This is a genomic window from Bradyrhizobium sp. 45, from assembly GCF_023073155.1.
In the GTDB taxonomy this organism is placed as follows: Bacteria; Pseudomonadota; Alphaproteobacteria; order Rhizobiales; family Xanthobacteraceae; genus Bradyrhizobium; species Bradyrhizobium canariense_D.
On sequence record NZ_JADPIX010000122.1, the window covers coordinates 1,576,792 to 1,595,067 of the forward strand.

An 18,276-nucleotide genomic window follows, 5' to 3' on the forward strand; every position below is an offset into this window, starting at 1 on the left:
GTGAGCGAGGGGCAAGTCGGCAGAAGGCATGTTGGCAAGGCGGTGCTTATCGCAGGCCCGACCGCCAGCGGCAAGTCGGCGCTGGCGCTCGAGCTTGCGCTCGCTGCGGGCGGGGTCGTGATCAATGCCGATTCCATGCAGGTCTACCGTGACCTCCGCATCATCACCGCGCGCCCCACCCTTGGCGACGAGGCGCAGGTGCCTCATCGCCTGTACGGCCATGTCGATGCGGCCGTGAATTTTTCAGCCGGTGCCTGGGTGGGCGACGCGGCCAAGGCGCTCGAAGCGGCGAAAGCCGAAGGGCGCCTGCCGATCTTCATCGGCGGCACCGGGCTCTATTTCAAGGCGCTCACGGCGGGCCTTTCCGTGGTGCCACCGATCCCTCTCGAGGTGCGCGAGGACGTCCGGGCGCGGCTGGAGCGGAACGGCGTCGAAGCGCTGCACGACGAACTCGCAGCCTCCGATCCGCGGGCGGCCGAGCGCTTGAACCGTCGCGATCGCACGCGCATTGCGCGCGCGCTCGAAGTGGTCGAAGCCACCGGCCGTTCGCTGCTGGACTGGCATCATGAGGGCCAGCCGCCGCTCTTGCCCAAGGACAGTTTTCGGGCGGTGTTCCTCGCGCCCGAGCGCGACGAGCTCTATGCGCGCATCGACGCCCGCTTCGACGCCATGTTGGGTGCCGGCGCGCTAGAGGAGGCGGTGCGTCTCGCCGCCCGAAACCTCGATCCGCTGCTGCCGGCGATGAAGGCTCATGGCGTGCCGGCGCTAATCCGGCATCTGCGCGGTGAGCTCAGCCTGGAGCAGGCGGCGACCATCGGCCGCGCCGACACCCGCCACTACGCCAAGCGGCAGTTCACCTGGTTCCGGCACCAATTGCCCGAATTCGAGTGGGTGAAGCCGGGGGAGATTCGGGGCTGGCTGGCGGCGATCGTGAACGCGGCGCGGGACCAAGGCTGACACGCTTTTGTGCCTCGGCTCCCGAATTTACCTCTCGCCCAACCCCGGGAACACCGCTACACTGCCAAAATCGCGCGGGAACGGCCGCATTGCCTTGACATCGGGGCGCTGGCCGCTATGTTTCGCGCAACCTTTGGGAAGCCGGGCACCTGCCATGCGTAACATTATTACCAAACTCCTTATCGCCGTCGTACCCAGGCACACCGCCGGGGGTGGCTAGCTGCCATCCACATGACAGGCGGTGTGCATGGGCCCTCTTCGGGGCCTTTTTTATTTCCGAAAACCCGACACGAACGAAGCCGCTGACAACAGCGCATCCGGAGCAAGCCAATGAGCGACAAGAGCCACGATCCGAACCAGATGACCGGCGCCGCGATGATCGTCCGCGCGCTCATCGATCATGGCGTGACCGACATTTTCGGCTACCCCGGCGGCGCGGTGCTCCCGATCTACGACGAGATCTTCCAGCAAAGCGAGGTCCAGCACATCCTGGTTCGGCATGAGCAGGGCGCGGGCCACGCCGCCGAGGGCTATGCGCGTTCGACCGGCAGGCCGGGCGTTGCACTGGTGACCTCCGGCCCCGGCGCCACCAACATGGTGACGCCGCTCACCGACGCGCTGATGGACTCGATCCCGCTGGTCTGCATCTCCGGCCAGGTGCCGACGCACCTGATCGGCAACGACGCGTTCCAGGAATGCGACACCGTCGGCATCACGCGCCCCTGCACCAAGCACAACTGGCTGGTGCGCGACGTCAACGATCTCGCAAAGGTGCTGCACGAGGCGTTTTACGTTGCGACCACGGGTCGGCCGGGCCCGGTGCTCGTCGACGTGCCCAAGGACGTGCAGTTCGCGACCGGCACCTATCATCCGCCGCGCAAATCCGACGTGCATCGCTCCTACGCGCCGCGCGTGAAGGGCGATGCGACGCAAATCCGCAAGGCCGTCGCGCTGCTCGCAGGCGCCAAGCGCCCCGTGATCTATAGCGGCGGCGGCGTGATCAATTCCGGTCCCGAGGCGACCAGGCTGCTGCGCGAGCTGGTCGAGGTCACCGGCTTTCCGATCACCTCCACCCTGATGGGCCTCGGCGCATATCCCGCCTCGGGCAAGAGCTGGCTCGGCATGCTCGGCATGCACGGCACCTATGAAGCCAACATGACCATGCATGATTGCGACGTCATGCTGTGCGTCGGCGCGCGCTTCGACGACCGCATCACCGGCCGCGTCGATGCGTTCTCGCCGGGGTCGAAGAAGATCCACATCGACATCGACCCGTCTTCGATCAACAAGAACATCCGCGTCGACGTGCCGATCATCGGCGACTGCGGCAACATCCTCGGCGACATTCTCCAGGTGTTCAAGGCGGAGGCGAAGAAGCCCGACATCAAGGCCTGGTGGCAGCAGATCGCGCAGTGGCGCGCCCGCAACTCGCTCTATTTCAGGAAGAGCAACGACGTCATCCTGCCGCAGCATGCGATCCAGAGCCTGTTCGAGGCGACGCGCGGCAAGGACACCTACATCACCACCGAGGTCGGTCAGCATCAGATGTGGGCCGCGCAGTTCTACGGCTTCGAGGAGCCGCATCGTTGGATGACCTCGGGCGGTCTCGGCACCATGGGCTACGGCCTGCCGGCCGCGGTTGGCGTGCAGGTTGCCCATCCCGACAGCCTCGTCATCGACATCGCGGGTGATGCCTCGGTGCAGATGACGATGCAGGAGATGTCGACGGCTGTGCAGTACGAGCTGCCGATCAAGATCTTCATCCTGAACAACCAGTACATGGGCATGGTGCGGCAGTGGCAGCAGCTGCTCCATGGCAACCGCCTGTCGCATTCCTATTCGGAGGCGATGCCGGACTTCGTCAAGCTCGCGGAAGCCTACGGCGGCGTCGGCCTCCAGGTGCACAAGCCCGGTGATCTCGACGGCGCCATCCAGGAGATGATCTCGGTCAAGCGCCCGGTGCTGTTCGACTGCCGCGTCGCGTCGCTGGAAAACTGTTTCCCGATGATCCCCTCCGGCAAGGCGCACAACGAGATGCTGTTGCCGGAGCAGGCCAACGACGAAGCCACCGCGAAGGCGTTCGCCGGCGGTAAGGCGCTGGTGTGAGCGTGATGTTCGACCTGAACGAGCTCGAACGCGCACATGCGATCGTGGGGCAGGCGGTGCCGGCAACGCCGGCGCACGCCTGGCCGCTGCTCGCCGAGCGGCTCGGCACGCAGGTCGTGGTCAAGCACGAGAATCACACGCCGACGGGCGCCTTCAAGGTGCGCGGCGGGTTGGTCTATCTCGATCGGCTGAAGCGCGAACGGCCGAACATTCCGGGCATCATCTCGGCGACGCGCGGCAATCATGGCCAGAGCCTCGCCTTTGCGGCGAGCCGCCATGGCGTAACTGCCGTGATCTATGTGCCGCGCGGCAATTCGGTCGAGAAGAACCGCGCGATGAAGGCGTTCGGCGCCGAACTCGTTGAGCACGGCGAGGACTTTCAGGCCGCACGCGAGGAAGCCGGACGCCACGCGCAGTTCGCCGGGCTGCACATGGTGCCGTCGTTCCATACGGACCTGGTGCTGGGCGTGGCGACCTATGCGCTCGAATTGTTCCGGGCCGCGCCCGATCTCGACATCCTCTATGTGCCGATCGGGCAAGGCTCGGGGATCTGCGGCTGTATCATGGCGCGCGATCTGCTCGGCCTGAAGACCGAGATCGTGGGCGTGCAGTCGACCGAGGCGCCGTCCTACGCGCTGTCGTTCGCGGCGGGTCAGGTGGTGACCACCGAGACCAGCAACACGCTCGCGGACGGCATGGCGACGCGGATTCCCGATCCGGAAGCGCTCGCGGTCATCCTCAAGGGCGCCTCGCGTATCGTCCAGGTGACGGACGATGAAATCGCGCTCGCGATCCATGCGCTCTGGACCGACACGCACAATCTCGCCGAAGGCGCCGGCGCCGCCGCGCTCGCCGCGGCGCTTCAGGACAAGACAGGATTGTCGGGCAAGCGCGTCGGTCTCGTGCTGTCCGGCGGCAATATCGATTTCGATCTGTTCCGCGGTTGGGTCGGGACGGATGCGCCGGTCGCTCATCAGGCGACGGCGTAACGACGAGAATGAAGGGGACGACAATGAACCAGCCCGCATCTGCCTATTTCATCGAGGAGCGCCACGACCCGAACGAGACGCATACGCTTTCGGTGCTCGTGCAGAACGAGCCCGGCGTGCTCGCGCGCGTCATCGGCCTGTTCTCGGGGCGCGGCTACAACATCGAGAGCCTCACGGTCTCGGAGACCGAGAGCCAGAAGCATCTCTCGCGCATCACTATCGTCACCACGGGTACGCCCATGGTGATCGAGCAGATAAAGCATCAGCTCGACCGCATGATCCCGGTCTATCGCGTCGTCGACATGACGCTGACCAAGCGCTCGATCGAGCGCGAGCTGGCGATGGTCAAGGTACGCGGGCAGGGCGAGCATCGCGTCGAGGCGCTGCGGCTGGCGGACGCGTTCCGCGCCCGCGTGATCGATGCCACCACCGAGAGCTTCGTGTTCGAGATCACAGGCAATACAGACAAGATCAATCAGTTTATCGACCTGATGCGTCCGCTTGGCCTTGTCGAAGTGTCGCGCACCGGTGTTGCCGCGATTGGTCGCGGGCCTGAGGGAATGTGAGCCATGCTGGCGCGCGACTGGTATTACAACGAGCGGAACCGGATGGGGATCGGGCCTGCAGTGGCCTCGATCTACGACAGTCATGACGATGCCGATCTACGGGCGCGCGCCGCGCTGAAAATGCTCGGCGTCCAGCGCGGCTGGCGCATTGCCGATATCGGTTGCGGCAACGGCGTGCTCGCGACCGAGGCGGCGCTGATGGGCGCCGAGGTCGATGCCATCGACATCTCGCCCGCGATGCTGGCGCTCGCCGAGATCTACGCGCGCGACCGCAAGGCGCCCGTGCGCACGCAGTCCGCCGGCCTGCTCAGCTTCGCCTACCGGCCGGAATCCTATGACCTGATCGTCAGCGAGTTCACGCTGCACCATCTGCCGGATTTCTGGAAGGCGGTAGCCATGTCGCGGATCTATCGCGCGCTCAAGCCCGGTGCCACTTTCTATTTGCGCGACATCGTCTACGCCTCGATGCCCGATGCCGTCGAGCGCGACGTTGACCAATGGGCCGACTTTGAGATCAAGAACCACGATGTCCCGCGTGAAAGCGTCGTCACCCACATGCGCGACGAGTATTCCACTTTCGGCTGGGTCATGGAGCGGATGCTGACCGACGTCGGCTTCACGCTGGTCTCGGCCGATTACCACGCCCCGATGCACGGCACCTATCTGCTGCGGAAACCCAATTCCTCCACGTAACGGCCGGCGAGCAAGGCTCGACCAGAACAACAAACAGGGCTGCACGACAGGGCAGAACCGGGAACGACAATGAAGCCGGCCGACATCCTCATCGCCATCCTGGTGGCGGTCATCTGGGGGCTTGCCTTCGTGGCGAGCCGGATCGCGCTCGACGAATTTTCGCCGGAGCTGATGACGGCGATGCGCTTCACCATTGCCGCGGTGCCGTGCCTATTCATCCGCAAGCCCAAAGTCGCCTGGTCGCTCCTGATCGCGATCAGCTTCACGCTCTTTCTCGGCCAATTTCTGAGCCAGGCCTATGGCATCGCCCATGGCGTGCCGGTGGGGCTGACCAGCGTCGTCGTGCAGAGCCAGGCGCTGTTCACGATCGGCTTTGCCGCGATCGCATTCGGTGAGCGGCCGACGCCGGTGCAGACGCTGGGCATCGTCATCGCAGCCATCGGCCTTTTGATGATCTGCGGCACGGTCGGCTATGATTTCAGCGTCGGTGCCTTCGCCGTGCTGATGATCGCGCCGGTCAGCTTTGCGGTCGGCAATGTCCTGCTGCGCGGCGCCCGCGGCGTGCCGATGTTCGATCTGTTCGCCTGGTTGTGCCTCGCCACCGCGGTGCCGCTGTTCGCGCTCACGCTGGTCGTCAACGGACCAACGCCGACCTGGCAGTCGCTGATCCACATGTCGCTCACCGGCCTCATTTGCCTGCTGTTGATCGGCGGCATCTCCACCAGCATCGCCTATTGGCTGTGGGGCCGGCTGCTACGTGACTATCCCCCTGCGCAAGTGGTGCCGTTCGCGCTGCTGGTGCCGTTCGTCGGCTCGGCTGCGTCCAGCATCGTGTTCGGCGAGCGGTTCGGCCCGCTGCGTCTCGCCGGCATGCTCACCGTGATCGGCGGTATCGCGGTGATGGTGCTCGCGAAGCGTCCGCAAGTCCTGCCGAAGACCGCGTGAGGTGACTATGGCCTATTCGCTCTTCTATGCCTTCCTCGCCTTTATGGTCGTGATGTATTTCACGCCCGGGCCGAACAACATCATGCTGCTGGCCTCGGGCCTGACCTACGGCTTTCGGCGCACCATCCCCCACATCGCCGGTATCGTCATCGGCTTTGCTTTCATGATCGCCGCCGTGGGTCTCGGGCTCGGCACAGTGTTTCTGGCCTATCCGATCCTTCAGACCATCCTGAAATACGCCGGCGCGGTCTATCTGATTTACCTTGCCGCCGTGATTGCTTTGTCCGGCCCGACCACGCCGGACGGCGAGACCGGCCGCGGCCCGATGACCTTCTGGGGCGCGGCGATGTTCCAGTGGATCAACGCCAAGGGCTGGGTGATCGTGATCGGCACAATCACCGCCTACGCGGCGATTGCCCGATTCCCCATCAATATCGCGATCCAGACCCTGGTCAGCCTACTCGTCGGCGCGGTCTCGACCGTGGTCTGGGTCCTGTTCGGCACTGCACTACGGCCGGTGCTGACCTCCGAGCGGCTGGTCCGCGCCTTCAACATCCTGATGGCGATCCTGCTGCTGGCGTCTCTCTACCCCGTCGTTATGGATGCATGATGCCTCAGCTTTCCATGCAGAAACGGGTTTCCCAGGGGGCCGAAAATGCTCTAGACAGCCCCCGAAATCCGCAAATTTCACCGTCCGAGACCTGACCGACAAGACCTGACCAACGGCCGATTCCGGCCCCTGAACGAGGAAACGACCATGCGTGTTTATTACGATCGCGACGCCGACCTGAACCTGATCAAGGGCAAGAAGGTCGTCATCGTCGGCTATGGCAGCCAGGGCCACGCCCATGCGCTGAACCTGAAGGATTCCGGCGTCAAGGACGTGGCGATTGCGCTCCGCAAGGGTTCGGCCTCGGCCAAGAAGGCGGAAGCTGCCGGCTTCAAGGTGATGGAAGTCGCCGAGGCCGCCAAATGGGCCGACCTGGTCATGATGCTGACCCCGGACGAGCTCCAGGGCGACATTTACCGCGAGCACCTGCACGACAACATGAAGAAGGGCGCCGCCCTCGTCTTCGCGCACGGTCTCAACGTCCACTTCAACCTGCTCGACCCGCGCGCCGATCTCGACGTTCTGATGATCGCGCCGAAGGGCCCCGGCCACACGGTGCGTTCGGAATACCAGCGTGGCGGCGGCGTGCCCTGCCTGATCGCGATCGCCAAGGACGTCTCGGGTAACGCCCACGACCTCGGCCTGTCCTACGCCTCCGCCGTCGGCGGCGGCCGTGCTGGCATCATCGAGACCACTTTCAAGGAAGAATGCGAGACCGACCTGTTCGGCGAGCAGGTCGTGCTCTGCGGCGGCCTGGTCGAGCTGATCAAGGGCGGCTACGAGACGCTGGTCGAAGCCGGCTACGCCCCGGAGATGGCCTATTTCGAGTGCCTGCACGAAGTGAAGCTGATCGTCGACCTGATCTATGAAGGCGGCATCGCCAACATGAACTACTCGATCTCCAACACCGCGGAGTACGGTGAGTACGTCACCGGCCCGCGCATCGTCACCGACGAGACCAAGAAGGAGATGAAGCGGGTTCTGAACGACATCCAGTCCGGCAAGTTCGCCCGCGACTGGATGCTCGAGAACAAGGTCAACCAGACCTCGTTCAAGGCGACCCGCGCCAAGCTCGCCGAGCACCCGATCGAGGAAGTCGGCGCCAAGCTGCGCGACATGATGCCCTGGATCAAGAAGGGCGCGCTGGTCGACAAGTCGAAGAACTAAGCGGCCGTTCGGATGCGGCGTATCGGTTGCGCCGCATCCGGACACGCGAGCGAAAACACAAGCTTCGCTCGCCAAACCAATTCTTAAATCTTCGCGATTATATTCGAGCGAGATCGCAACCAGCGGTCTCGCTCTTTTCGTCTCGCGCGAAGCATTGCTGCTTCATTCAAATTCTTCGCGAGCTGAAGTGCTCCCTGAGCATGAAGAACTGACGCTTAAACCACATTCTTGGTCTCGCGTTGTTTTCGGAATTTCTCAGAAGCTCCCGATCCTCAAAAGCCCAGCGTCTTCAGGGTCAAGGATTCGGCTCTTCATCCATACCTTCAGGATGCAATCAATCGCACGTCGCGAGGTTCGCACCTCGCCTTCAACTTAAGAACTGACACCCGCGGCGTCTCCTTGAGCGGTGGACGGCATTGCGCCCCGGCACCTTTCGCCTGCATGATCGCGGGAGCTCTTGGGGAGGAAGATCATGCGATCCGTCGTCGTCACCGGCGCGTCCACCGGCATCGGCTGGGCCATTGCGAAGTTTCTGATCGGGCGCGGCTATCGTGTTTTCGGTAGTGTCCGCAAGCAGGCCGATGCGGATCGGCTCATGGGTGAATTCGGTACGAACTTCACGGCGCTGCTGTTCGACGTCACCGACGAGGCGGCGGTCCTCGCGGCTGCGCGAAAAGTCCGCGAGGCGCTGGGCGGCGAGACGCTGGCCGGTCTCGTCAACAACGCCGGCGTCGCGGTCGCCGGTCCCGTGCTCGAATTGTCGGTCGACGACTTTCGCCGGCAGATGGAGATCAACGTCATCGGCCCGGTCATCGCGACGCAGGCCTTTGGGCCGCTGCTGGGCGCCGACCCGTCGCTGGAGGGACCGAAGGGCCGGATCGTGATGATCAGCTCGGTCGCGGGCAAGAACGGCAATCCGTTGTCGGCGCCTTACTGCACCTCCAAGCATGCCATCGAAGGTCTGTCGGAGAGCTTGCGCCGCGAATTGATGCTGTTTGGCATCGACGTCATTATCGTCGCACCCGGCGCCGTCAAGACGCCGATCTGGAGCAAGGCCGAGCAGATCGATCTTTCGGTCTACCAGAACTCGCCTTATCTGCCGGCGCTGAACAAGGTCATGGCGTTCATGATGAAGCTCGGCGAGACCGGGCTGCCGGCCGAGCGGATTGCCGAGGTCGTTTTCGAGGCGCTCACCGCCGAGAGGCCCAAGGTTCGCTACCAGATCACGCCGGACCGGATGCGGCATTTGATGACGGCCACGCTGCCCAAGCGTGTGGTCGACCGCATCATCGCCAAGCGGCTCGGGCTGCTGCCGCAGGGCTGAGCCTCCGAGGTGAGACCATTGCCGGACAGGTGATCAATTTCCGATCGTGGGAGCGTCTTGAGATGCCGGCTTATGTGATTTTCGACGTCGAGATCAGGGATTTGCAGCAGTACCAAAGCTTCATGTTGGGCGTGAAGCCCGCCCTGGAGGCCGCTGGAGCTCGATATCTGGCGCGAGGGGGCGCCCACAAGGTCTACGAGGGAGACTGGCAGCCCCGCAGGATCGTTCTGCTGGAATTCCCATCCGTCGCAGCCTGGGAGGCATTTTACACAGGCGCGACCTACCAGGGTCTCAAAGCGGTCCGGGACGCTTGCAGTTCTGCCCGCCTGGTCAGCGTCGAAGGCCTCGACTAGACGGCAAGTCGGTTCTGCACTGCGGGATTTGCCCTAGGGACGAATTGGGCCCGGAGACCGATCGGCTTCCGCTAACATTAAGCGAAGGTCGGACCGCGACACGCGTTGCTTGTCCGTGACCGTTCAATTACAGTTTTATGACACGGTGCAGGCCTTCCGGCTGCGCCGAACGCCGCAGGCCCGGTCAGCCGGCTCGGCATCACCGTGCCGGACCAGCAGTTGCGTGTCGTCGATGGCGTCCGCGCCCAATCCAGGTCCTTCTGCCACGACCGCCGTGCTGGCAAGCGTCGCTGCGCTCGGCATCTGGCGGCTGCTCGCGGTTGCAGCGCCGCATCTCGCGGCGCTCGTCCTGATGTACGAGACCGAGACGGATTTCGGCGCACGGCTCTCCTTCGTGCTGGCCTGGGGCATCCTCAACTTCTTCTGGATCGCGCTGCTGCGGCGGCCGGCGCTCTCGGGTGCGCTGTCGCTGACTATGGTCGTGGTGCTGGTGCTGCTGTCACGGCTGAAGCACGACGTCGTGCAGATGACGGCCAACTTCATCGACCTGATGATGATCGACCGCGACACGGTGGCGTTCCTGTTCACGATCTTCCCGAATTTGCGCTGGTCGGTGATCGGGGCCGGCCTGGTCACGCTGCCGCTGATGTATGCGCTGTGGTGGCTCGACCCATTCCGCATCCGTAGGCTACCGGCGCTCGCCTCGATGCTCGCCTGCCTCGCCGCGCTGGTCGGCTATTCGCTCCACCATCCGGACGAGGCTTGGCGCGGCTATTACGACGACGGCTATCTCTCGAAGTTCTTCCGCTCCGGCGTCAGCGCGGTCTCCGACTTCGCGCAATACGGCTTCATGGAGTCGGCCGCTTCGACCAACGAACGGCTCAACATGCCGCTGGTCGATGCCTGCCATCCTGCCGGCCGGCGGCCGAACATCATCATGGTCCATGATGAATCGAGCTTCGACATCCGCGCCGCGCAGGGCATCAAGGTGCCGGCCGGCTACGGCAGCCATTTCAAATCCTGGGACGGCAAGGAGCGCGCGTTCCTGGCCGAGAGCAATGGCGGGCCGAGCTGGTTCACCGAATACAACGTGCTCGCGGGGTTGTCGTCGCGCTCGTTCGGCCGCTTCGCCTATTTCGTGACGCGCATTGCAACAGGCCGTGTCGAGCGCGGCCTGCCGCTGGCGCTGCGCCGCTGCGGCTACGACACGATGTCGCTGTACCCCGCCTATGGCGGCTTCATGGCCGCGCGCAGCTTTCAGGTGACGACCGGCATCGAACGCTTTCTCGACTCCAAGGATCTCGGCGCCAAGGATGTCGAGCCGGATAGCTTCTTCTACGACAAGGCGCTCCGGCTGATGGGCGAGCGGACGCCGAACAAGCCGCTGTTCACCTTCATCTATCTCGGCGCCAATCATTTCCCCTGGGAGACGCGCTTCCGCCCGGATCTGCTGCCGAACTGGCGCGCACCGGGCAATGTGCCGTCCATCGACGAGTACCTGCGGCGGCAGGCGATGAGCGCCGAGCAGTACAACGCTTTCCTCGCGGGCTTGAAGAAGAAATTTCCCGGCGAACCCTTCCTGATCGTGCGCTACGGCGATCATCAGCCGGAATTCGCGCCCGGTATCCTCGAGCCCGGGCTCGACGAGGGCGCTCTCGGCAAGAAGCTCGACGCCTACGACGCACGTCTCTACGCGACTTACTACGCGATCGACGCCGTCAATTTCGAGCCGGTGAAAAGCGAGGCCGTGATGGACACGGTCGACGGCCCGTATCTGCCGCTGGTTATCCAGGAAGCCGCCGGCATCCCGCTCGATCCGTCCTTCGCCGAGCAGAAGGAGATCATGCTCCGCTGCAAGGGCATATTCTACGGATGCAAGGACGGGGCCGAAGCGCGCCGGCTTAACCGGCTGCTGATCGATGCGGGGATGATCAGGGGGCTGTAGCGTCTCTCCAACGTCGTCCTGGCGAAGGCCAGGACGACATCGAACGAATGGCGCGGCTACCGCCCACCCACCTTCTCCCACAGCCATTTCGCCACTGCATCCGGCGACGAATTCGCGTCATTGCCGGCGGCGCGCAAATTAGCTTCGCGCATGGTCGCGATGTCGATCTTGCCGAGCAGCGGCTTCACCGCGGCCCGCAGCCGTTCGTCGCCGGCGCGCTTTGGGGCCAGCAGCAGGATCGCATCGTAGGGCGGGATCGCGTGCCTGGGATCGTCGAGCGCAACGAGATCGTATTTTGCGATCAACCCGTCGCTGGTGTAGCCGGCGATGACATCGACCTCGCCGCTGGCGACGGCCGCATACATGAAGTCCGGCTGCATCTGGCGCTGGGCGCGGAACGAGAGGCCATAGGCCTTTTGCAGCGCCGCCCATTCGGGTCGCGAGAAAAACTCATAGTCGCCGGCGATCGACAGGGTCGAAGCATGCGCGGCGAGATCGGCGATGGTGCGGATGCCAAGCGCCTCGGCGCGCTTCTTCGGGATCACCAGCGCATAGGCGTTCTCGAAACCGAGCTCGCCGAGCAGGGTGATGTTCTCCTTCGCAAGCGTTGTCTGCAGCTCCGCCAACAGCTCCGCGCGCGGCTTGATGTCCGTGCGGTGAAGCTGATTGGCCCAGAGCGTGCCGGAATAATCGACGTAGAGATCGATATCGCCGGCTTTCAACGCCTCGAAGATCACGCTTGAGCCGAGACCGGAGCGTGCGACGGCGGCGAGACCGGCGGCCTGAAGCCGGTCCCGCATCAGCGCCGACAGCACATACTGCTCGGCGAACGTCTTGGCGCCGACGACATAGTTCTGTGACGAGCGCCCCATCGTCGGCACCAATGTTGCGGCGACCAGTGCCGCGATCCCGGCCGCGCCAAGCGCCGCACGCACGCGGCTGCGCCAGCGCAGGCCGCTCTCGACCAGGCCGAGCAGTTGATCGACGGCGAGCGCCAGCAGGGCCGAGGCAAAGCAGCCGAACAGCACGAACACCCAGTTCTGGGTCTGGAGCCCGGCAAAGATGTAATTGCCGAGGCTGGTCTGCCCGATCGGGGTCGACAGCGTCGCGGTGCCGATCACCCACACCGCGGCGGTGCGGATCCCCGCCATCATGACCGGCAGCGCCAGCGGCAGTTCGACCATCACCAGCGACTGCCGCGCGGTCATTCCGACGCCTTTGGCAGCCTCTATCAGCGCGGGATCGATGCCGTTGAGGCCGGTGATGCCATTGCGCAGCACCGGCAGCATCGAATAGAGCGCCAGCGCCAGCATCGCCGGCAGGAAGCCGAAAGCGGAGAAGGAGACGCCGAACCAGGCCAGCGCCACGGAGGCCGCGAGCAGCAGGAGCGGATAGAACAGCGCGAGCAGCGCCAGCCCGGGCACCGTCTGCACGATGCTGGCGAGCGCGAGCAGCACAGCGCGCGGCGTGGGACGGTTGCGCGTCAGAATCGCCAGCGGCAGGCTGACGATCAGGCCGAGCGCAAGCGCGGCGAGACTCACCCGCACGTGGTTGCCGAGATAGTCGGGCAAATGCGCCAGCGCTTCGCCCCAACGCGGATCCGTGAAAAGGCTCATGCCGCCCCGCCCTTTAGCAGCAGCGCGTTCAATCGCTCGACCTGGCGTCGCGGCGTCCGCAGCAGCTCCAGCACGTAGGCGTCGCTGCTTTTCGAGAGCTCCACTGGCGTGCCCTGCGCCAGCAGCTTCCCGCTGCGCATCACCGCGATGCGGTCGGCGAGCAGGATCGCTTCCGTCATGTCGTGGGTGATCATCACGGTGGTCAGGCCGAGCTTGCGGTGCAGCTCGCGAAAATCGTCGCCGAGCGCATCGCGGGTAAGGGGATCGAGCGCGCCGAATGGCTCATCCATCAGCACGATGCGGGGCCTTGCCGCAAGCGCCCGCGCCACGCCGACACGCTGGCGCTGGCCGCCCGAGAGCGCATCCGGCAACCGCCCGCGATGGGCGGCCCGGTCGAGCTGCACGAGCTCGAGCAACTCATCGACCCGTGTTGCGATATCCGCTGCCGAGACGCCGAGCAGCTTCGGCGTGATCCCGATATTGTCGGCGACGCTCAGATGCGGGAACAGTCCGCCGCTCTGGAAAACGTAGCCGATGCGGCGCCGCAGCGCGACCGGATCGACGGATTGCACGTCGTCGCCCTCGACCGTGATCGTGCCCCCATCCGCCTCGATCAGGCGGTTGGCGAGCCGCAGCAGCGTCGTCTTGCCCGAACCCGAGCCGCCGACGACGGCTACAAATTCGCCTTCGGCGATGTCGAGTGACACATCGTCCACGGCCTTGAGCGCGCCGAAGCTCTTGGTGACGTGGGCATAGCCAATCATCGGCCTGGACGGCATCGGGCGGGGCTCACTGCGCTGACCCGCCCCAGGGAAGGGAGGGGGAAGGGAGGGGATGACAAGGCCCATGCGTAGCACGCTTGGCGGCTTGATTGAACTTGGTCGCGCGAGCGGCTAAGGCATCGGGCCAAGTTCGGAGGAAGCATATGATAACGCCTACGGCAGTGGCGCTGGAAGATGCCAAGGTCGCGTTCCAGTTGGGGGACGGGCGGGTCTATACGGCGGTGGAGAAGGCGCATCTGACGGTGGCGCAGGGCGAGTTCGTCGCCATCGTCGGCCCGACCGGCTGCGGGAAATCAACACTGCTCAACGTCGCGGCCGGGCTGCTGAAGCCGGCTGCGGGGAGCGTCAGGATATTCGACCAGCCACTTGCCGGGCTGAACCGGGACGCCGGCTACCTGTTCCAGGCCGATGCGCTGTTCCCCTGGAAGACCGCGCTCGACAACGTCGCGATCGGGCTCGAAGTCAGCGGCACGCCGCGCAGCGAGGCACTGCCGCGGGCGCAGAAATGGCTGACCTCGGTCGGCTTGGGTGCCTTCGCCAACCGCTATCCGCACATGCTCTCGGGCGGCCAGCGCAAGCGCGTGGCGCTGGCGCAGGTGCTGATCCGCGATCCAAAGATCCTGCTGATGGATGAGCCGTTCGGACCGCTGGATGCACAGACCCGGCAGGTGATGGGCAACCTGTTGCTCGACCTCTGGAACGCTGACCGCAAGGCCGTGCTGTTCGTCACCCATGATCTGGAAGAGGCGATCGCGCTCGCCGACCGCGTCGTGATCATGTCGGCGGGGCCGTCCTCCCGCATCATCGGCGACTGGCGCGTGAGCCTGCCGCGCCCGCGCGACATTTTCGAAGTGCGGCTGGACAAGGAATTCCATGCGCTTCATCGCGAGATCTGGAGCGTGCTCAAGGACGAGGTCATGAAGGGCTATGCGCAGTCCACGCAAGCGGCGGAGGCGGTCTGATGTCGCGCGTCACGCTGCTTACGCTGCAAGTGCTGGTCGCGGTGGTCTGCCTCGCGCTGTGGCAATTGCTGTCGACCGTGCCCGTGTTCGGCAAGATCCTGCTGCCGCCGTTCTTCTTCTCCAATCCGGTCGATGTCTTCGCCCAGATCGTCAAATGGTTCTCGTCCGGTGTGATCTGGAAGCATCTCGGCATCACGCTGACGGAATCGATCCTGGCCTTCGTGATCGGATCGGCCGGCGGTGTGCTGATCGGCTTCTGGTTCGCGCGCCAGCCGCTGGTCGCCGCGGTGTTCGATCCCTACGTCAAGATGGTCAACGCTCTGCCGCGTGTGGTGCTGGCGCCGATCTTCGCGCTGTGGCTTGGGCTGGGCATCTGGTCCAAGGTCGCGCTCGGCGTGACGCTGGTGTTCTTCATCGTGTTCTTCAACGTCTATCAGGGCGTCAAGGAGGTCAGCCGCACCGTGCTGGACAACGGCCGCATGCTCGGCATGAGCGAGCGGCAGCTGATGCAGCACGTCTATTGGCCTTCGGCGCTGTCGTGGATGTTCTCCTCGCTGCACACGTCGGTCGGTTTTGCCGTGGTCGGTGCCGTCGTCGGCGAGTATCTGGGATCGGCGGCGGGGCTCGGCTACCTCATTCAGCAGGCCGAGGGCATATTCGACGTCGCCGGCGTCTTCGCCGGCATGTTCGTGCTGTCGGCCTTCGTCATCCTGATCGATTTTGGCGTGACATTGGTGGAGCGGAGACTGCTGGTCTGGCGCCCGACCGTGGACGGGCGTGGCTAAGCCGCGAGGGGCCCGCGCACCGCGCGAGCCCCGGATCGCGAAAGCTCAATCCAGCAGCTTGGTGTCATCGGGGGCCTGCGGCGGCGTCTTGATCGCGATCGCCTTGACCTGTCCGCTGATCGGCTTGGTGCCGCCATGCGGCGTCCCCTTCGGGATGATGACGAGGTCGCCCGGCTTCACCGTGACCTCCTTGTCGCCGAACCAGATCGTGCCGGTGCCCTCTAAGATGTACTGGATCTCGTTGGTGTTGGGATGCATGTGCTTGGGCACATTGCCGACCTGGATCGAGATGGTGGCGCCATCGGCGCTTGCGAACGTCTTGGAGCGGTAGCCGACGGCGTTGGCATTCCCGAGCGCGTCGCCCTCCATCTCGCCGGTGTGGATGATCTGCGGAGGGATGTTCTCCGCGGCCAGCGCCGGCCGCAGCAGGTGGGTTGCGCCGCATCCGGCGGCAAAAGCGGTGGCGATCGACAGTCCGATTGCAAGGCGATTCATGGATGATCCTCCCCATCAAGAATTGTTCTTGTGGGCTTCATGCTATTGCGCCGAAAGGCCGATGGCCAGCGCCTTCGGTCCTGCTTCTCAAGCCAGCCCGGCTGCTTTATGGTGCCGCCAGCCGAACGGAGGAAACCAATGAAGAACACGATAGCCAGGCTCGCGGGCGCGCTGCTCGCGCTGACGCTCACCACCGGTCTTGCCGCGGCGCAAAGCAAGGTCACGATCGCGATCGGCGGCGGCTCCTGTTTGTGCTATTTGCCGACGGTGCTGGCAAAGCAGCTCGGCGAATACGACAAGGCGGGTCTCGACGTTGAGCTCGTGGACCTCAAGGGCGGCTCGGACGCGCTCAAGGCCGTGCTCGGCGGCAGCGCCGACGTGGTCTCCGGCTATTTCGACCATTGCGTCAACCTCGCGGCCAAGAAGCAGGAGCTTCAGGCCTTCGTGGTCTATGACCGTTATCCCGGCCTCGTGCTGGTGGTTTCGCCGTCGCACACCAACGAGATCAAGTCGATCAAGGACCTCGCCGGCAAGAAGGTCGGCGTCAGCGCGCCCGGCTCCTCCACTGACTTCTTCCTGAAGTATATGCTGAAGAAGAATGGCGTCGATCCCGCCAGCACCGCCGTGATCGGCGTTGGCCTCGGCGCCACTGCGGTCGCCGCCATGGAGCAGGGCCAGATCGATGCGGCCGTGATGCTCGATCCCTCCGTGACCGTGCTCCAGGGCAGCCACAAGGATCTGCGCATCCTCTCGGACACCCGCACGCAAAAGGATACACTTGAGACGTTCGGCGGCGAATATCCGGGCGGCGCGCTGTACTCGACCGCGGCCTGGGTCGCCGGCCACGAGAAGGAGACGCAGGCGCTGACCAACGCGATCCTGGGCACGCTCGCCTGGATCCACTCGCACTCGCCCGAGGAGATCATGGCGAAGATGCCGGAGGAGACGGTTGGCAAGAACAAGGACCTCTATCTCGCGGCACTGAAGAACACGATCCCAATGTTCTCCGAGACCGGCAAGATGGACCCGAAGGGCGCCGACGCCGTGCTCGCGGTGTTCAGCGTTGGATCGCCCGAGGTCGCCAACGCCAAGATCGACGTCAGCAAGACCTTCACCAACAAGTATGTCGAGCAGGCCAAGAAGACCACGGGAAGCGTCAAATAACTGACGCGAAGGTGTGGTCATCAGGCGTCATGACGTCACCAATCATTCATCGGGTCACGACGCTTGAACTTGCCGTGCGGCCGATCGTCTGGGCGTTCGCGGAGGAGCGGCGCGCCGAGATCGCCACGCATTTCGCCGAGAAGCAGCGCGAGCGGCCAAAGATCTGGAACGGTCGCGTCCTGCTCGGGCGTGATGCAACGTTCGCCGACGGGCATCTTTCTGCGACCTATTTCGAGACCGATTTCGCGAGCTTCCTCGCCTGGCGCGATTGGGGTTTTCCCGACAAGGCCGTGTTCAACGGTTTTGGCATGGGCGCGTTGCGCGCCTCCGACGGCGCCTTCGTCATGGGTGAGATGGCGCAGCACACCGCCAATGCGGGCCGGATTTATTTCCCGTCCGGTACGCCCGATCTCGAAGACGTCAGGGGCCACACGCTGGACATTCCCGGCAGCGTGATCCGCGAACTCGAGGAAGAGACCGGCCTGACCGCCGCCGACTATCGGGTCGAGCCGGACTGGCACTGCGTCGTCACCGGCCCGACGATTGCGATGTTGCAAATCGTCAACCTGGACATGCCGGGTGATGTGGCGCGTGCGCGGATCGAAGCCAATCTGGCGGACGAGGCCGAGCCAGAGCTCTCGGCCATTCATCTCGTGCGCGGGGTGAGCGATCTCACGCCGTCCATGCCGCGATTTGTCACGGCCTTCGTCGAGCAGCAGTTCGCGTTGCGCTGATGCGCGAGGCTTGACATCGCTGCGCTCAGCCCATGTGATGGGCGAAAATATAAAACCAAAAAGAATGCAATGCACAATCGTCC

General features: G+C 64.5%; 18 protein-coding genes. 15 read left to right on the plus strand and 3 right to left on the minus strand.

Features of this window, described 5'->3' with window-relative positions; translation table 11 throughout:
• The 11 genes from miaA (at window position 1) to IVB42_RS28015 (ending at window position 11,655) form a co-directional block, all read left to right on the plus strand.
• Entirely contained in the window at window positions 1–957 is a 957-nt protein-coding gene (gene miaA, locus IVB42_RS27965) for a tRNA (adenosine(37)-N6)-dimethylallyltransferase MiaA (RefSeq protein ID WP_018454340.1), read from the plus strand.
• A 330-nt stretch (window positions 958–1,287) separates the two neighbouring features.
• Window positions 1,288–3,063, plus strand: coding sequence for an acetolactate synthase 3 large subunit (locus IVB42_RS27970; RefSeq protein ID WP_018454341.1), 1,776 nt, complete (start codon window positions 1,288–1,290; stop codon window positions 3,061–3,063).
• Window positions 3,064–3,068: 5 nt separating this feature from the next.
• Window positions 3,069–4,052, plus strand: a complete 984-nt coding sequence (locus IVB42_RS27975) for a threonine dehydratase (protein WP_026232715.1) — start codon at window positions 3,069–3,071, stop codon at window positions 4,050–4,052.
• A gap of 23 nt (window positions 4,053–4,075) precedes the next feature.
• On the plus strand, window positions 4,076–4,618 hold the full coding sequence (gene ilvN, locus IVB42_RS27980) for an acetolactate synthase small subunit (RefSeq protein ID WP_007613340.1): 543 nt from the start codon (window positions 4,076–4,078) through the stop codon (window positions 4,616–4,618).
• Between the two features lie 3 nt (window positions 4,619–4,621).
• Window positions 4,622–5,311 carry a class I SAM-dependent methyltransferase gene (locus IVB42_RS27985; protein WP_007613338.1) on the plus strand — a complete coding sequence of 230 codons (690 nt, stop codon included), beginning with the start codon at window positions 4,622–4,624 and terminating at the stop codon, window positions 5,309–5,311.
• Between the two features lie 69 nt (window positions 5,312–5,380).
• On the plus strand, window positions 5,381–6,256 hold the full coding sequence (locus tag IVB42_RS27990) for an EamA family transporter (RefSeq protein WP_018454343.1): 876 nt from the start codon (window positions 5,381–5,383) through the stop codon (window positions 6,254–6,256).
• A 7-nt stretch (window positions 6,257–6,263) separates the two neighbouring features.
• Window positions 6,264–6,866, plus strand: a complete 603-nt coding sequence (locus IVB42_RS27995) for a LysE family translocator (protein ID WP_018454344.1) — start codon at window positions 6,264–6,266, stop codon at window positions 6,864–6,866.
• Between the two features lie 147 nt (window positions 6,867–7,013).
• A complete protein-coding gene (gene ilvC, locus IVB42_RS28000; RefSeq protein ID WP_007600992.1) occupies window positions 7,014–8,033 on the plus strand; it encodes a ketol-acid reductoisomerase in 1,020 nt (339 codons plus the stop codon).
• A 472-nt stretch (window positions 8,034–8,505) separates the two neighbouring features.
• Window positions 8,506–9,357 carry an SDR family oxidoreductase gene (locus IVB42_RS28005; RefSeq protein ID WP_018454345.1) on the plus strand — a complete coding sequence of 284 codons (852 nt, stop codon included), beginning with the start codon at window positions 8,506–8,508 and terminating at the stop codon, window positions 9,355–9,357.
• Between the two features lie 62 nt (window positions 9,358–9,419).
• The gene (locus IVB42_RS28010) at window positions 9,420–9,710 is read left to right on the plus strand and encodes a DUF1330 domain-containing protein (RefSeq protein WP_018454346.1); all 291 of its coding nucleotides are present in this window, start codon (window positions 9,420–9,422) and stop codon (window positions 9,708–9,710) included.
• 232 nt (window positions 9,711–9,942) lie between these two features.
• Window positions 9,943–11,655, plus strand: a complete 1,713-nt coding sequence (locus tag IVB42_RS28015; protein WP_018454347.1) for a sulfatase-like hydrolase/transferase — start codon at window positions 9,943–9,945, stop codon at window positions 11,653–11,655.
• Between the two features lie 56 nt (window positions 11,656–11,711).
• Here IVB42_RS28015 and IVB42_RS28020 read toward each other — a convergent pair whose 3' ends face one another.
• Both IVB42_RS28020 and IVB42_RS28025 read right to left on the minus strand, forming a co-directional pair.
• A complete protein-coding gene (locus IVB42_RS28020) occupies window positions 11,712–13,271 on the minus strand; it encodes a glycine betaine ABC transporter substrate-binding protein (RefSeq protein ID WP_018454348.1) in 1,560 nt (519 codons plus the stop codon).
• Window positions 13,268–14,050, minus strand: a complete 783-nt coding sequence (locus IVB42_RS28025; protein ID WP_018454349.1) for an ABC transporter ATP-binding protein — start codon at window positions 14,048–14,050, stop codon at window positions 13,268–13,270. The genes IVB42_RS28020 and IVB42_RS28025 overlap by 4 nt, the downstream gene beginning before the upstream one ends.
• A gap of 146 nt (window positions 14,051–14,196) precedes the next feature.
• Between IVB42_RS28025 and IVB42_RS28030 the strand changes: the two genes are divergently transcribed.
• Complete coding sequence (locus tag IVB42_RS28030) at window positions 14,197–15,015, plus strand: ABC transporter ATP-binding protein (RefSeq protein WP_026232716.1); 819 nt, start codon at window positions 14,197–14,199, stop codon at window positions 15,013–15,015.
• Window positions 15,015–15,800, plus strand: a complete 786-nt coding sequence (locus IVB42_RS28035; RefSeq protein ID WP_018454351.1) for an ABC transporter permease — start codon at window positions 15,015–15,017, stop codon at window positions 15,798–15,800. The genes IVB42_RS28030 and IVB42_RS28035 overlap by 1 nt, the downstream gene beginning before the upstream one ends.
• 45 nt (window positions 15,801–15,845) lie before the next feature.
• Here IVB42_RS28035 and IVB42_RS28040 read toward each other — a convergent pair whose 3' ends face one another.
• Entirely contained in the window at window positions 15,846–16,295 is a 450-nt protein-coding gene (locus tag IVB42_RS28040) for a cupin domain-containing protein (RefSeq protein WP_018454352.1), read from the minus strand.
• A gap of 138 nt (window positions 16,296–16,433) precedes the next feature.
• Here IVB42_RS28040 and IVB42_RS28045 point away from each other — a divergent pair, with 138 nt between their 5' ends.
• Both IVB42_RS28045 and IVB42_RS28050 read left to right on the plus strand, forming a co-directional pair.
• Window positions 16,434–17,459, plus strand: coding sequence for an ABC transporter substrate-binding protein (locus IVB42_RS28045; protein WP_018454353.1), 1,026 nt, complete (start codon window positions 16,434–16,436; stop codon window positions 17,457–17,459).
• Window positions 17,460–17,488: 29 nt separating this feature from the next.
• Complete coding sequence (locus IVB42_RS28050; protein ID WP_018454354.1) at window positions 17,489–18,193, plus strand: hypothetical protein; 705 nt, start codon at window positions 17,489–17,491, stop codon at window positions 18,191–18,193.
• The last annotated feature ends 83 nt before the right edge of the window (window positions 18,194–18,276 follow it).